Consider the following 15035-nt stretch of genomic DNA (forward strand, 5'->3'; position numbering starts at 1 on the left):
TTTTTTTCGGTAGTATCCCCGCTACGCAGAAAGTAAGCAGAAAAATGTAACGGAGCCCCTATGAGTGTTTTACTGACAGAACCTACACAGCAAGCTAATGACAAGGTCTTTAAAACGGCCCATGTTGCCTTTTCAGTAGTTACTGGCACAGGTCGTTACGTCACTGGGCTTAAACAGTTCCGTGATGCAAACCCTGAACTTTGTACTGAAGTAAGTGACCAGAAAGCATGGGCTATCCACCCTTCAGTAATTCAGGTCACGCCAGGCTTCAACTCCCGCGAAATGGGAATGGGTGACGATTACTATAAGCTCCCTGAGGTTGAAGAACACATCTACAACATCAAGAATGCCTACATTCGAGGTGACTATGTAGACCCTATCCGAGTACGTGTCATTGATGGGGTACCTTTTGTTCGCCAGGGGCACTGCCGTTTAAAAGCCGCAATGATGGCATGTGATGAAGATCATGACATCACAATCCTTTGCGTTGAGATTAAAGAAGATGAAATTGGCTGTGAGCTCGCGACCATTGATGGTAACCGTGGTCTTGCGCTTTCTCCTGTTGCGCTTGGCGAGTCCTATCGTCGCCTACATTCTCTTGCTGGCTGGTCACTCGAACGAATTGCTCAACGTGAAAATAAAAGCCCGACGACCATCAGTTCTCTTATCCGCCTGACAACCTGTTCTGTTGTTATCAAGAAATGGATTCATGCTGACGCTATTTCGTATGTTAACGTGCTTTCACTGATCGATGAGCTCGGTGAAACAGAAGCAATTTCACGTATCAAGAAGATGATCGCGGAACTTGAGCAGGCCGATGCGAATGGCATCACGGTGAAAAAAACCCAACATGGTCAGGTACGAGTCAGACCTTCAGACTTCAAGCCAGCACGGATTCCGCCGGTTATTGCCACAAAAGCCGTAGAAGGCGTCAAACTCATCACCACCAGCTTATTACAGAAACTGGGGGATATTGAATTGCCGGAGATGACAGATTCAAGTGCTGACGAAGAAATCAACATTACGTTGAACCGCAGTACTCTGGAGATGCTGAGAAATCTTTCAAAAGAGATCACAGAATCAGAGAACAAGCAGCTTCGCCGTGCGGAGAATCGTCAGGCAAAACTTAATGGTGAGAAGCCAAAATACCCACGTAAAAAAAATGCTAAGAAGGCAGGGGAAGAGACCGATCAGGATACTGACCCACAGCCGGACGCAGAATAATTTACTTTTGGCAAAGTGTTGGTTTTGTCAGAGTCATTAAGGATTCAGGCTTTTTGCCCGCCTTTTTTAAACCTCCATGTATCGTTCTTGCCCCGTTTATGCGGGGCTTTTTTTTTGCTTCTTTCTATGAGTTGACATCTTTAAGTTTTATTCAGAGACATAAAAAACTTTTTCGTGTCACTGAACCTATTAGGTTACAGAGCGACGTTGCTATCCTGGTAAAAGTTTTTTCTAAAGGACCGGTAAAATGTCATCTCTTGATTCTGAAGCTAAACCCGATAATGCAGGTCACAGCGTACTGGCTTTAACAACCTCTCATAGCCTGGTGGTTAGCTCTTCTGAAACATTTCTTCCAGATATGCGCAAAGAGCTCGGCATTATCGCGGATCTTGTTGAGTCCTATAATGATGAACTCTGCTTGTTGAAACACATGGCTGTCCAGTTCAAAACCCACAATCACCAGAAACTTTATTCTTATCTCTCAGGCTACAACCACAGTATCTCTGAAGCGGATGCCTTGTTCGCGGAAAACGCTCTGAGATCTGAATACTGGAAACGCGTTATGGCACTCACTGATGTTTTGCCTATCATGTCGGATGCCAAACGTAACGAATGGGATAAGCAGTTTACGGCCGACCGCTATATTATGCCGCCTCAGGTGATCCCTGATTTCACAGCTGACGCTGTAGTAGGCACAGTCGTTGCTTTGCTTAATGACCGCAATCAATTTATTAAAGAAAGGGTTTACGACGTCTTCCAGTCTCTGAGCCGCAGTCATAAGACAAACAAAGCTTTTGGGTTCTCCACCCGCATGATCACTACCGGAGTTTGCGAGCCGTCTAAATACCCCTGGCAGAAATTAAGGGTGGATTTTAAAGAGTCTGGCATTTCACCACTGAGCGAGCTCCGCGTTATATGCGCATTCTTCCGTGGCGAACAGGTGAAGGCGATCCATAACACCAAATCATTGGTTGAGGCGTTGGTCGAACATGAGGGGTTCAGAAAATGGATCTGCATCGATGGCAACAGTATTCGTTTCAGGGTTTACAAAAATGGATCAATGCATATTGACGTCCACCCTGATATCGCCGAGCGGCTTAACAATATTTTATCAGCTATCGTACCGCTGGCATTACCTGCCGACCGCATGGCTCATAGCAAGAAATCTTTGGAGGCATTCCCTGTACTTAAGCAGTGCATCGACTTTGATACCCGGATGCAGCTTTCTGAACTAATGTTTAAAAATGACGGGGACAATAAATGGAGTTGCTGGACATCTTTAGGGTCTCTCGCCGAACGCAAATCTTCGAGTGTTGCCGCTGACACCCTTCGGTTCTTAGGGGCAACAGTAACAAAATACGATGTGACATTTTCCTATGATCCGTGTGAGGTTATTCGTTACATCGGCCAGATAGGGGAGATGCCTGATATTGTATCGCATCAGTTTTACCCTTCATCTTGCCGAATCAGCGAATATGTATATTCCCTGCTCGGTGCAGGGGAAGGGGATACCCTCCTGGAGCCTAATATTGGCCATGCGGATTTGCTTAAATCATTCCCTGCCGGTGTGATCGTTACTGGCATCGAGCTTGATACTTTGAATTGCCTTATCTCCCGGGCTAAGGGATACGATACGACAGAAGCTGACTTCCTCACATGGTCTAAGTCTAATCAACAGAAGAAGTTTGATTATGTCGTGATGAACCCACCTTTTGCCGATAACCGGGCCAGGCTGCATCTCCAGGCAGCTGCATCTCATCTCGCAGCCGGGGGATCTCTAGCAGCCGTTCTTCCATTATCTCTTCAGGGGCTCGATAACCTTCTGGGGGAAGAATTCCGGACGGAATGGATGGACGTTTTTGAGAACGAGTTTGAAAACACGACCGTTTCGGTTCGCATCCTGTACGCCGAACGTATTCAACAAGAGGAAGTCCTATGAGCAACCAACCCACCAGCCTGCCAGAAGAAGATATTGAGTTTGTTATGGATACCTTTCAGAGGAGCATGGGTAAATCCAAACCTGTCAGGGATACTCAAATAGAGGGCGAGAAACCGCAAAGTAAAGAGTCCGCAAACTCAACTGAAAACCCCGGTTATGAAGAATTCTTTTAATTACGCTCATGATATCCTGGTGCAGTTATTTAGAATGATATTTGAGGGATGGGGGACATTGTGATTAAAAGGCGTAACATTCGACGATCAGTTTATGGATTGCTTATTGTTCTTATCGCCGGAAATGTGTGGTTAGGCCTTAGAGCTGATAAAATTCATAAAGTGCGTTATCAGGATTTCTGGTCACCGGCAACTGTGATTAAAGTAACTGTAATGCCTTCAACGAATGAAATCCAGCTCAGTGGTAAAATCCCTAAATCGGTAAGAGTTTCAAACAATTATGTTGAGTACTCGTTACCGGGCACACTCTCGGACAAGACCATTTACCGAAGCGTGTTAGAAGATGAGATGCTCACTTTGCTTAATGCTGGAGGTCAACTTGAAGTTAAATACACTCTGGACAAGCAGACAAATCGAACTAAGGTATGCACTAAGTGCTTACGGGTGATTAAAGATATTAACCATCAATATTCAGCCACTGAGGTAAAGCATGGGCAGTCCTAAATTTGAAATTGCTGAGCAAATTAAAATGTGGATCGTTGTTTATCTAGTTTGCTTTTTAGCACTTTACTGTGTGTTAAGCGCTCTACATGCGCTTTATGATCCGCTAAATTTACCTGCCCTGACGTGGCCTATCAGCTGGTTCGTGGTGCCTGAAATGACAAGTTTTGGCAGTGCATTATTAGCTTTTGTCCTAACGCCAGGCCTTTGCTCTATAATTGCTGTTTTATTCGGTAAGTCTACCTTTAAAAAAGCTAAAACAAAAATATAGAGTTAATTAGATTGGTGGCTCAGGTTTATAAAACCTCTCACTAGAGAGGTTTATTTATTATTTTTGACTGAGATTAACAGCGTTTTCCATAAATGTATCAATAACAACCGTAAGAGACTGGCTGGTACCATGGCTATACTCAGGCCAAGGTAAAAAAGGATATGAAGAATACGCCATCAACATGATACTGGTTGGGCAACGCCAGTCCGTTGGAACACCTTTACTGTAATGGACAATCATAGCCGGGCGACTACAATCAATATCTCCAGCGTTTTTATCGAGTACGAAAGTAGCCAGAACGCCGGTGTCCTTCTGGGATACGAAAACAAGGCTGTCAGTAAAAATAAAGGCCATTAAGGAAGAGGCCAGGAAAGCGCCAGTAAATAAGGACTTCTTCTCTTTCCAAACGCGTCGAGCATATAACCCCATTAGCGCTACCGCTGAAACCATTCCGGACCACTGAGCACCCAAAGAAAAATCTGTTACTGTTTTAGATGTCATACTTTCATTAATAGTAATCATTGCGACAATGAATGGTGATGCAATTCCAAGTGTTGCTAGGACTATCAGCGATATTTCAGACCGGTTTTCTTTAGCGGATCCTTTACTTATTGCAGACATTGCTCTGAACATAACGAATGTACTGTTGAGCATCAGAAAACAGCATAAGAGCATGTATAACATTGGGTTTCCTCAACCTAGAAGTGATGGTTACCCTGTTATTTTACATAAATTTGACTCAACAGATGCTTTTAAAATCTCGCTTCCTTGAATTTAAAAACATATCAGCACAATTGGCAAACATAAAGGAGCAGCGTCTATCAAAAGTTACTTTTATGATTGGTTGAATACTCATTTTGAAGGCTAAAATCCAAAAAAGTGGGTACAAAAAGTTACTTTTGCGTCATCCAGATGCACTGCCGCCATTTTGCATTCTGTACGTTGGTTGCTTTCTCACTTGATGTCTCTTTTAACAGGCAAATTATCACTTTATCCGACCGGACCTTGTAGGCTGAATCCGTAGAATAAGGCTATAACCTATTCCCGGAGCATCATATGCGTAAAACTCTAATTGGCTGCATGGTTGCAACTGCCCTTGCTACTGTATCTTCGGCACATGCTCAGGTATTTAGCTACTCATTTACAGATACCAATAAGGCTGTTCGGAATATTAAGCCTGCAACACAAACATATCTTAATCCCGCTGGTGTTTTGACTCTGAACTTGATATCGGGTCTTGATCGGTACGAGCGAGTGACGGTCACACGAGACAGCGATAAAAAGGTTATGTATTCCTCCGTCTCGACCAAAACGAGCGTTGCAGATCGTATCGTTGCTGCCGATGGAACAGAATACTATGGAAAGGATATGGTTCTACCGGCGCTCGGAGAAGGGACCTTTACTGTAGTCAATGAAACTCTGGATATTCGCCAGACTGTAGTGAGCACATCTACTTATCATTTCATCGTTGATACAACTCCTCCACGCTATAAGAGTATTTATCCGAGTCAAAACGCAGGTTACGACATGGTACTTTCTGGGCCACTTTGGGAGTTGGGCCGAGGCGGTAGTGGCCAGTTTTCTATATTTGCAGACGGTATTGAGGATGCTAGTGGAATTGCCAAGATCCGTCTTGTCATTAAACGAAGTAATGGTTCTGTGGTCTCCGACAATAACCTGAGTTATGACACAGCCAATAAACGTGCGTTCTATCCGTGGATTAAAGATATGAACACCCAGGCTGGCATGCCCTCAAGTGATCTTGATGAAGAATTCACCTTCAATTTCATCGTTACGGACCTGGCAGGAAATACGCTTAACATTCCTCCCCAGCGGTTTTTATATGACGATCAAATGGGAGAATTTACGCCATTTGCAGTTCATGACTCACGTGTAAGCACCAGTGTTGTACCCGGCATTTCTTCGGGATACGTCCCGTTTAAACGAGGCCTTACAGTGCTGGAAAACCCCTACAAGTTGGTTATACGTATCCCAAGAACTAACTGGAAGCCATATCGAAATGGTGGCATGAGCATTACCAATAACTATGGCGGAGTACAGGTCCTTTCCGAAGATGCCACCTATGTCTACGTGGAAGTTAAGCTGCCACAGGGTGCCTTAGATGGAAACTACTATAGACCTGTGAATACATATCAATGGTCTGGAGGAGATCTTGGTCAGTATGCCAGCTGGCTCAACTGGGATCCTGCCTCTGTAAAGAGTCCGGCTTGGGGAAGTTCACCCATAGAACGACAAAAGGCTGATGGAACATGGTTCAACAGCGTAAACTGGAACCTGTTCAAGGCATCTGATATGCCTATAAAACTTACTAATATCCGGTTCAATGTACAGGCTAGGCCATATGATCAAAAAATCACTGGCGGAGCAACATGCAGTATTCCAGCTGGCTCAACAACCTGTACCGTCTCTTTGCCCCAGGATATTATAAATGGCACTACCGGCTATCTTCATAGTGGCTATGAAGTAAGGTCAACCACCGAAGCAACCTTCTTTGCCCCTATATGGGAGAATATAGCCTGGCATACACTGGGTCCCTCCGTCACTGGATTTGATTACATTGAAACCACCAACATTCTCCAGGTTTACGTGAATCAACCTGGAGATGGTTCATATTTCGACCATGTTTATGTAAATCGAGTTTGGTTGTCAGATAAAAACCGTAACAACGCAGAAATAAGCGTAACCGGCAAACAAACAGGTAGAAATATGGCGTCTGGGAACTACACGTATGAGTTCAACATGAAAGAGGTACCAGAAGGCAGTTATAACGTGGTAATTAATGCCCAAGATACATTCAACAATACCGGTAACCTCCCTTATCAAACTGTTGTCGTTGATAATACAGCACCATCTGTAAGTATTAGCTACGAAGGAAAACCGATCAGCAAAAACGTAACAGTATATGGGCTGGAGAACGTCCGTATACAGCTCACCGATGCTCTAACTAAACCATCCTTAAGCCGTATGACTCTTCGCGGTGGCCCTGTTTCTGATGCGGTGGAATTGTCTTGGGTGAATCTGGGAAACAACCTGTATGCACCTAATTATCCCAAGATCTTTCCGTCTCTTAATGAAGGCGAAACATACACTCTCACAGTTCAGGCCAAAGATGAGATGAACAACGTTAAAGAAAGCTCAGTCGAATTTAACTACCTTCCAAACAATCTCGTCAGGCTAGAGAATCTGAAAACCTTAGCTGTCAATGCTTCTCTCAAAACATCTGACAATACTCCTCTGGCTGTTCTGTATGCCAGCCAGCTGCGTAAAAAGGATGGTTCAATCGCTACAGGGCTTCAGGACGCAGTGCTTACTGTCCGTAAGGACGCTGCATTCGGCGTGACTGTAAATGGTGTTTCTGCGATGCCAGGTGAAAGCAAAGAGCTTCAACTGGATTTGGGGCTCGGGGACAGCCGTAGCTTTCCTATTTTCCCTGCTGTATCCGGCCTTACAGGCAGATCTGAGTTCATGATTAACATTGAAGAATTAAAATAAAGCAGGGCTGTTTTGCTGAAGCACAACGGCCGTCTTCTGATGCGCCGTAGCCCATGTTGTTGCAAATCAGTCCGACGTTCATTGCGTAAGTAACGCTTACTGCGGACCATGGTAGTGATTAGACTCACTACCATGGTCATTTCACCACATATCTTCTCTGCATTGCTCTTGTTGGGCAGACTAGTAACTCGTCACTAAATTGCAGCTTTTGTCTTGCTAAGTCGCTGGTATAACTGCACTACGAAATCGTCAAAAGATTTTATCCCTCATGTAGATCCAATAAATGATCCCAAAGGTGCCAGAGAGTACAAAGAAGATCCCGGTACGCTGTAGGCCGCATGGTTACTGGGCTGGAGCATTGTCACTGACAACAGTAGCGACATAAGTGACAACGGGAGTGACTTAAAAGACAATGGTAGAGACTATTTCGACGTTGGTAATGATTTTAAGTGACAATGGTAGTGAGGTTAGACTTAAACTTCCACTGTAAGGTAAGGTGACTCGCATTATTTAAATAAATTATTACTTTCAATTACTTGCGACACGAGTCTGCATGTATGCTTCTATTTCTCAAAAATTTATCCACCGAAAATGCCTGTGGCTGTGATTTAGCTTTGACGACAGTTTTTATCAGGGAGGCAAGTTGAGACCTGTATAAGAACTAAGCATTTATTTATCCCCATTTTCCACAAGGTAGTTCCAATAATTAGTACCTTAGTGTTCCTGATAGATCAAAAGAGATCCCCGCTGCCTCCAGGCCAGACGGCACAAGGCCTGAGACGTGATCAGTGACAACAGTAGTGATTATTTTGACATTGGTAGTGATTATTATAACGTTGGTAATGAGTTTTTTGACATCAGTAGTGATCAGAGCGACAATAGTAGTGACTTTTCATTAGATCTTTTTAACTTGATCTGATCCGTTGTTGATAAGAGTTGCAGGTCATTGTATGCAAAGAGTTTTTGCCAAGTTTTAATGAGTGGAGTCGTTTTTTTAGGTAGAACTTATGCACAGATATGGATCATCACAATGATCCATCCAGTGACATAGAGTTCGCTGGGGCTTACTATTCACCAATCTGTTTACACATTCAGTGATAACTTATTATGACTAAAGAGAAAGATACTGAGCAGCAGGACCTGGTCACCAGGGCTTTCTCTGTTAGAGAGAAAGAATCAGGTAAAGACATCATTTTGCGTCCTAACAGCAACCGTACGGTGCAGTCTATTGCTTTGATGCGGCTCGGGCTGTTCGTCCCATCACCAAAGAGTGTGGGGCGTCAAAATCGGGAATATAAAACGGTTGGCTTTGACGCAACGAAAGAGTTACAGACGCTCTCTTTAATGGAGAGCGAGGGGTTCACCAATATTTCAATTGTCGGTGAGCGTCTTGATATGTCAGTAGATTTTAAGACGTGGATGGGCATCATTCGAACCTATGCCAATCATCCGATTAACAATGACACGATAAGCTTAAAATTCACTGAATTCCTCAAGCTATGTACGCCTGAAAATTATCGCTCATCTACAGCGTCCAGAAAACGTATAGACGCCTCCTTACGCAGGTTAGCATCCGTTACCTTGTCGTTCACCAGTAATAACTCGTCCAAAGTCTATACAACGCATCTGGTACAGTCTGCCCTGTTAGACCCGGAATCAGATCAGGTTGTCCTTCAGGTTGATCCTAAGATTTTCGAGCTCTATCAATACGATCATAAGGTTTTGATGCAGCTGAAGGCAATTAAGGAGTTGGCCAAGAAGGAAAGCGCCCAGGCTCTCTATACGTTCATAGAGTCATTACCGCCAAATCCTATACCGATATCCCTTACTCGGCTGAAAAATCGTCTGAACCTCAAAACACGAGCAAATAGTCAGAATGCTACCGTGAGAAAGGCTCTTGAAGAGTTGGCATCGATAGGATACCTCCAGTACACCGAAATTAAGAAAGACGGAAAAGTATACTTCCAGATTCATAAGCGGGATCCCGATCTGAATTTGAACAATACTCAGCCTCCTTTAGAAGTGGTTGAAGATGAAGAAGAGAACTCAGGGTCTTCTGTTTTAGAAGGTGAGTTATGCCCACCAGCTGACCCGATAGACGGCGATGATGTTCTTACCGTCCATGATTTAACCGCTGAAGAACTGCGCTATATTCGTAGTCTTCGAAGCCAGAAAAAGAACAGCAACGCCAGCTAAAGTTAACCCGGCGGTTCAGGCTCCGGGTGCTAAATTACTTCTTCGATTTTCGTTAGTCCCAGCCCGCTCTTTCACGTCAACGGTAATGAGTCAAAAGTCATTACCGTTGTCATTGTTCTCTACCACCCTATGTAGATCGAGATTGCGAATTCAACGCTTTCTCCTGAGTCACCTGTTAACACCCGGTTTCTACGCTTTACTTCATTGGCCAGTACATCCAACGGAAAATATCGTAACGGGGTGACAATGGCAGTGAGTTGACCCACTCACTACCATCGACATTCAAATCCCGGCTTCTCTGGTAGCTATAGTGACAATGGTAATGATGTGTACCTTACTGGCATTGTCATTGTCCTCCGAGTGTGCGTTCAGCTTTGGGAGGACACCGGAACTTAATGCGGCGAGTCACGGCCATTGTGAATCTCGATTGGATTGGCGAATACGGCTTCCGGTTGGGCCAGATGTCAATGGTTATGCTTCATCCAGCTCATTACTGTAGTCATTGCCGTTCAGCTGAGCTGATGCTCCTCTCATTCTATGTGGCGACAACGGTAGTGAGCCCAGAAAGTGACTACCGTTGTCATGGCCGTCCAGTAGAGCGGGTCAACCTCTTAAATCACAGGGTGACAACGGTATTGAGCCCAGAAAGTCACTACCGTTGTCATGGACGTCTGGTTAAGCGGATCTACCTCTCAATTCACAGGGTGACAATGGTAGTGAGCCCAGCAAGTCACTACCGTTGTCATAGTCGTCCCGTTGAGCAGATCAACCTCTTAACTTACAGGATGACAACGGTAGTGAGCCTATTAAGTCATTACCGTTGTCATTGCCATCCAGAAGAGCGGATGATCCTCTCAATTCATACGGCGACAATGGCACTGAGCCCAGCAAGTCACTTCCGTTGTCATAGCCTTCCAGAAGAGCAGATGAGCCTCTTAATTAACAGGGTGACAACGGTAGTGAGCTCATTAAGTCATTACTATTGTCATGGCCGTACAGCTGAGCTGATCATCCTCTCAATTCACACGCCGACAATGGTAGTGAGCTATTAAAGTCACTACCATTGTCATAGACGTCCAGTTAAGTGGACCATCCTCTCAATACACACGGTGACAACGGTAGTGAGCCATTAGAATCACTACCGTTGTCATTGCTTTTCAGGTGCACTGATAAGGCTCTCAATAGACACGACGACAATGGCAGTGAGCAATTAGAGTCACTTCCGTTGTCATTGCTTTCAGCTGAGCTGATAAGGTACGTCATTTACACGATGACAATGGCAGTGAGCCAATCGAGTCACTACCGTTGTTAATGCCGACCAACCGAGGGAAGGGTCCGCTCAAAGAACTGAGTGACAACAGTAGTGAGATCATCCAATCACTACCATTGTCAGCTTAAACCTGTAGGACGAAGAGGCTTGTCCGATAAAATGACGACAATGGAAATGAGCCTATCCATCACTACCACTGTCATTAAAGTCCAGCGGTTCAACGTTAATCAGTAGCTCCGGATGACAATGGTTGTGAGTCAGGCAATTCCCAAGCATTAAGTGACAGCAGCGTAACACCTCTAAGCTCACTCCTGTTGTCAGGGGTTAGGGTATTGAGTCTCTACCGTCGTCAGTGTTTCTGAGACACCAGTATTGCAGATCACTACAATTGTCACTTAAGTATCGACGGGGGAATAGATGCAAGTGACTGGCTAACCAGTACCAGTTTAGATTCAAAACGATCCCATCTTTGTGGATGCACTTGAGTAAGCTCGTATGACGATATGTCAGAGAAGTGACAACGGGAGTGAGTTGCCGGACTCACTACCGTTGTCATCCCCGGTTGAAGGAAGAGGATCCCCGGGGCTGTATATTTACCGGGTATCCTTACTCAAGGGTTTCGACACTCACTCCCATTGTCGTAATCAACGAGTGTGCATTGTCTTTTAAAAGCATCGCTGGAAACGTACGATTAAAGTAACTTTTCTTTCGGTTCTTCCTTGCGAATCTCTGAAGACGTACTGGCTGATCGGAGTCAAGGAGGGCAGTAAAATTGAAGCCGTCAGTTTTACTGTCGGCTCCGGGTAGTTACTTCAACTCGTCGATCTGAATCATGAATTCTGAGGTGCCAACTTTCCCATTTTCGGAAGGATAAACGGGTAACAGAAGATTATCCCCCTGGCCCATATCTATTTGCACCTCAACTGACTCACCTGGAGCCGCCTGTGCCCCGTTAAATTTAATACCGAAGGCTGCATCCTTCCGCACAGTCAGCGTTGCGTTCTGGACCCCTTTAGCAATTTCTCCATTTGTCTTACGCAGAACGTTAGTGGACAGGTACGCAAGGGGTACGCCATCTGTCGTTTTGAGAGGCGAACTGACCGATAATGTGCGTAGATTATGTAACTGCACAAGGTTATTCGGTAGATAACTGAACTTCTGAGTATAGGTTTTGGTATTCGACTGACTATCGGCAACTGTTACGCTAATTGAATAATTTTCAGATGGTTCGAAATTTGGGAACAGCCTCGGATACTCAGGCATGTATGTATCTTTGCCTGCCGGTGACCACGTAAGCTCAACGTTATCAGCTGTGGGGCCACCTACGAGCTGAAGACGGGTTATCCTCGGGGTTGTCAGATTATCTGCCAGAGCGATCCTGAGGTTCTCCAGGCCGTACACTACCGTATCGTCTTTTACCGGCTTTCCGTCGAATGTTATGGCCACTGTCGGAGGAGTGTTATCCAGAGCAATTTCTCCGAAAGTTTTATTGGTCTGGTTCTGGAAGAAGTCCCTGATGTTGACCTCAACGTTGTATTTTCCTTCAGACTGACGGGATAAATCATAAGCAATCGTGTAGTTACCTGAGATACGAGATTTGATTACGCCTGTGGGTGACATCCGGGTACCGGTGTTCTTATCGGAAAGATAAAATTCCCTCAATGAGACCGAGTCGAACCAGTTACCATCGCCTTCAAGTGACGCCAGTACATCCAGCTGCTTGTTAGTCTCGTCATATGATATCGAGTTTATTACCGGCAGTTGTTTATTGTTCCAGCGTGTCATAATCCATTGCTCAGACCGCAAAATGGGATTGCTGATGCTGCGAACGAAGTAAAGGATCCTATTGTAGCCCTGGGTACCCAAGGCCATATCAAACGTCTCAGGCGCTTCACACGAGGTTTTTCCTGCCGGAATGGTGCAGGTCGCCTTACCGCCGATCTCTTGTGCAAAGGGCCGGGCTTCAACGTTAAAACGAAGTCGGGAAATTTTAATTGGCAGTCGTGATGAAGCCACACTCTCAAAATCCTTCCACTTAACCCAGTTCCCCTTATCATCGAGGAAATCTACCCAGGTACCCGCAAATGCAGGCGTTTGGTTTGCAGATGGGTTTAGAACGAGGCTGTATGACGGATAATACCCTCCCCACTGGCCAAAGTTCGCCATACGAGCCATATCCCCATTAATTGAGCCATAGGGAAGAGTCATTTCAACATAAGCATAAGTGCTGTCTACAGCTATCTCTTTGGGGGCGGAATATTGATTGATGAACTGAAGCCCACCTTCTGAATAAGCACGGTAGTTAGATTTTGGGATCCGGTAGACTAATCGAATAGGGTTTTCGTTAACGACCATACCGGCTTTGTAAGCCGGATAATTAGAAACCCCGGGTACGACGCTGGAAGACGTATTTGGATCATGAACGGCCCACAGTGTCATCTCACCCAGCGTGTTGTCGTAGCGAAATTTTTGAGTTGGCAGCGTTCGGCTATTACCTGCGTTATCGAAGATAACAACTTTTGCAGTAAAGTCTTCATCCAGGTTGCTGTCTGGTATTCCGGTTCCCTTAACTGAATTCTTAGAGTAAGTGTGGTACATCTTTTGGCCGGATACGTCATACTGCATCTGTGTAGTGCTGTAGAGGCTACCGTCCTGCCTGTAAATATATATTAGGCCCTTATCAATACCATTTGCATCACTTACGCCCGAAGAGGTGAAGTCATACTGCCCCGTTGCCTCTAATCCAAGCTTCCACACGTCACCAGCGGTAGAGCCAGAACCAGTATTAGCGGTAAGAGCATTTGCCGCTGGAGGGGTGACATCAATTAGCCAGTTATAGTTATAGGTCGCTACAGGCTTCTGATTGAGATCTAACACGTTTATCTGAACGACAAATTTGCCTTCACCCAAAGCAGGCAAAGTTACTTTTTTGCCGTAGAACTCACTACCGTCAGCAGCTGTTAGTCGGTCTGATACACCCGTCCGTGTAGTCGTAGTATTAAGAATGACAGTTCCAGTGTCTTTCGTGACTTTGACATTAACGAAACGATCAAGACCTGAAATAAGTGTCAAAGTTACCGGTGATGCCGGATTAAGCATAAGACGAGAAGACGGGGCGTGGATCTCAATACCGTTCGTGTCTTTAAAGGCCGATTCATATATCTGAGCTGGGGCCTGAACAGACATACCGAGTCCGGCTACAGCAGTAATAAAAGCGAGATGTTTCATTCTTATTCCCCTTTAGGTTTGGTGTTATTTTAAGCTTTTCCTAAAGGTCACTATGTTCGTAAAAGTATAAAAAACTTCTCCATATGGTGCTCGAAATTACAAATCTATAATTTGCCTTTCGACAAACCTTATTGTGCGTTCAGGACGGAAATCTTTCTTTTTGGAATTACATCTGACATTTCTGTGGTGTCCAAACTGGCAACGATTGCAAAACTTATAACATTAGCCTGAAACTATCGGCATCCACATATCGCATTAAGTGATGCTTTTACTTTGTGTAAAAAAGAATCAGGATAAATTAGGTATGTCAGATATAAATGCGTTAACGGACGGCATATATGAATCAAAACCTGGCGGCATTACGCCACCAGTCGAGAGGGGAGTGAACCTCAGTCAGTACGTCTACCTTCGTTCCGCAAGGCGCTTCTTGTTGTGAATTACAAACTGCCCTGGCGAGAACTGCATCATTTCACCCCTAGCAACACACGTGCCTCTTCAACGGTTTGCCAAGAAGGCATTGCTACGCCAGATTGAGTGCCGTTGCCCCTGCGCTCACCTGTGTCACATTCTACATAAAGACGCATCAGCATCGCGGTAATGACTCCAACTTATTGATAGTGTTTTATGTTCAGATAATGCCCGATGACTTTGTCATGCAGCTCCACCGATTTTGAGAACGACAGCGACTTCCGTCCCAGCCGTGCCAGGTGCTGCCTCAGA

At 44.9% G+C, this 15035-nt stretch carries 10 protein-coding genes; 7 read left to right on the plus strand and 3 right to left on the minus strand.

The features are described 5' to 3' along the window. Positions 1–60 precede the first annotated feature (60 nt). From DD606_RS14825 to DD606_RS14840, 5 genes are all read left to right on the plus strand, one after another. Entirely contained in the window at positions 61–1224 is a 1164-nt protein-coding gene (locus DD606_RS14825) for a hypothetical protein (protein WP_000114860.1), read from the plus strand. Positions 1225–1471: 247 nt separating this feature from the next. Further along, positions 1472–3163: a DUF4942 domain-containing protein gene (locus DD606_RS14830; protein WP_000096325.1), complete on the plus strand. Its 1692-nt coding sequence runs from the start codon at positions 1472–1474 to the stop codon at positions 3161–3163. Further along, the gene (locus DD606_RS25985; protein ID WP_000070862.1) at positions 3160–3336 is read left to right on the plus strand and encodes a hypothetical protein; all 177 of its coding nucleotides are present in this window, start codon (positions 3160–3162) and stop codon (positions 3334–3336) included. The genes DD606_RS14830 and DD606_RS25985 overlap by 4 nt, the downstream gene beginning before the upstream one ends. Before the next feature lie 60 nt (positions 3337–3396). After that, the gene (locus tag DD606_RS14835; RefSeq protein WP_001805248.1) at positions 3397–3840 is read left to right on the plus strand and encodes a hypothetical protein; all 444 of its coding nucleotides are present in this window, start codon (positions 3397–3399) and stop codon (positions 3838–3840) included. Further along, entirely contained in the window at positions 3827–4108 is a 282-nt protein-coding gene (locus DD606_RS14840) for a hypothetical protein (protein ID WP_000535423.1), read from the plus strand. The genes DD606_RS14835 and DD606_RS14840 overlap by 14 nt, the downstream gene beginning before the upstream one ends. Positions 4109–4165: 57 nt before the next feature. Here DD606_RS14840 and DD606_RS14845 read toward each other — a convergent pair whose 3' ends face one another. After that, entirely contained in the window at positions 4166–4792 is a 627-nt protein-coding gene (locus DD606_RS14845) for a hypothetical protein (protein WP_000966518.1), read from the minus strand. 372 nt (positions 4793–5164) lie between these two features. Between DD606_RS14845 and DD606_RS14850 the strand changes: the two genes are divergently transcribed. Both DD606_RS14850 and repHI2 read left to right on the plus strand, forming a co-directional pair. After that, on the plus strand, positions 5165–7621 hold the full coding sequence (locus tag DD606_RS14850; RefSeq protein ID WP_001232713.1) for an Ig-like domain-containing protein: 2457 nt from the start codon (positions 5165–5167) through the stop codon (positions 7619–7621). Between the two features lie 1107 nt (positions 7622–8728). Then, complete coding sequence (gene repHI2 / locus DD606_RS14855; RefSeq protein WP_000159528.1) at positions 8729–9817, plus strand: IncHI-type plasmid replication initiator protein RepHI2; 1089 nt, start codon at positions 8729–8731, stop codon at positions 9815–9817. A 2077-nt stretch (positions 9818–11894) separates the two neighbouring features. Here repHI2 and DD606_RS14865 read toward each other — a convergent pair. Next, positions 11895–14315 carry an Ig-like domain-containing protein gene (locus DD606_RS14865; RefSeq protein WP_000681217.1) on the minus strand — a complete coding sequence of 807 codons (2421 nt, stop codon included), beginning with the start codon at positions 14313–14315 and terminating at the stop codon, positions 11895–11897. A 608-nt stretch (positions 14316–14923) separates the two neighbouring features. Next, positions 14924–15035 (minus strand): IS1 family transposase (locus tag DD606_RS14870; protein WP_001691633.1); only part of this gene is annotated, 112 nt, incomplete at its 5' end.

It is taken from the genome of Enterobacter cloacae complex sp. GF14B (genome assembly GCF_004136805.1).
GTDB classification, from domain to species: Bacteria; Pseudomonadota; Gammaproteobacteria; order Enterobacterales; family Enterobacteriaceae; genus Enterobacter; species Enterobacter hormaechei_C.

Coding starts and splice junctions, on each gene's coding strand:
- DD606_RS14840 (WP_000535423.1), top strand. CDS start 3,827: ATGGGCAGTCCTAAATTTGAAATTGCTGAGCAAATTAAAATGTGGATC.
- DD606_RS25985 (WP_000070862.1), top strand. CDS start 3,160: ATGAGCAACCAACCCACCAGCCTGCCAGAAGAAGATATTGAGTTTGTT.
- DD606_RS14865 (WP_000681217.1), bottom strand. CDS start 14,315: ATGAAACATCTCGCTTTTATTACTGCTGTAGCCGGACTCGGTATGTCT.
- DD606_RS14825 (WP_000114860.1), top strand. CDS start 61: ATGAGTGTTTTACTGACAGAACCTACACAGCAAGCTAATGACAAGGTC.
- DD606_RS14850 (WP_001232713.1), top strand. CDS start 5,165: ATGCGTAAAACTCTAATTGGCTGCATGGTTGCAACTGCCCTTGCTACT.
- DD606_RS14830 (WP_000096325.1), top strand. CDS start 1,472: ATGTCATCTCTTGATTCTGAAGCTAAACCCGATAATGCAGGTCACAGC.
- repHI2 (WP_000159528.1), top strand. CDS start 8,729: ATGACTAAAGAGAAAGATACTGAGCAGCAGGACCTGGTCACCAGGGCT.
- DD606_RS14845 (WP_000966518.1), bottom strand. CDS start 4,792: ATGTTATACATGCTCTTATGCTGTTTTCTGATGCTCAACAGTACATTC.